Origin of the sequence: Salipiger sp. HF18, from assembly GCF_011806505.1 — a bacterium.
GTDB classification, from domain to species: domain Bacteria; phylum Pseudomonadota; class Alphaproteobacteria; order Rhodobacterales; family Rhodobacteraceae; genus Salipiger; species Salipiger thiooxidans.
In genome coordinates this window covers 1-707 of the sequence record NZ_JAATOS010000937.1, presented here as the reverse complement: position 1 = coordinate 707, position 707 = coordinate 1, and the positions used below count along the sequence as shown (strand labels likewise).

Genomic DNA, 707 nt, shown 5'->3' with positions numbered 1-707 from the left:
CGAAACCCCGCGGTCGCTGCGGAACCCGGCCGAGAGCGCGCCTGCGTAGAGCCGCATCAGCCGGTGCGCGGCGCTGTCGGGCAGGGCATCGCGGGCACCCGCCGCGCATTGCCGTTGCAGCCAGACTGCCGCGAGGCTGGACTGCGCCCCCAGCGCCTCGTCCATCAGCAGCCGGTCCTGTCCCTGTTCGCGCTGCATGGCGTCGAGCATGCCCGTCAGCTCGCCCTGCGCGGCGCCTTCCCGCACCCGCAGGTGCAGCGGATCCATGGGCCAGAGCCCGGTGCGGCCGGCGGGACAATGCAGAACCGTGCCAAGGCTCTGCGCGCCCGGCTCGAAGGCGAAGAGCGTGCCCGCCGGGAGGAACAGCGCGTTGTGCGGCCCGAGCCCGCGGCGGATGCCGTCGACGATCACGCGGCCCTGTCCGCGGGTCAGCCAGATCAGCGTGTGATCGCCCCGGTCGTGCAGCAGACGGTAGCGCCAGCCGGATATGCTCCCCAGAGAGGCCACGCGCACCGGCGCGGCACTGTCCGGGGCGGCACTCACGCGCCGCTCTCCTCCGGGGTCAGCGCGGGCCAGTCGCGCATCCGCGCCCGGAACCACGTACGCTGGCGCTTGGCGAATTGCCGGGTGAGCACCGTGGCCCGGTCGATGGCCTCGTCGAGGGTCATCTCGCCGCGCAGGTGGCCGATCAGCTCGGCCGCGCCGAT

General features: G+C 73.7%; 2 pseudogenes. Both read right to left on the bottom strand.

The window, feature by feature from the left end:
* Window positions 1–543: pseudogene (locus HC022_RS28110) on the bottom strand (AraC family transcriptional regulator); the annotation flags it as partial.
* Window positions 540–707 (bottom strand): annotated as a pseudogene (locus HC022_RS28105) (tRNA (adenosine(37)-N6)-dimethylallyltransferase MiaA); the annotation flags it as partial. The pseudogenes HC022_RS28110 and HC022_RS28105, both read right to left, overlap by 4 nt.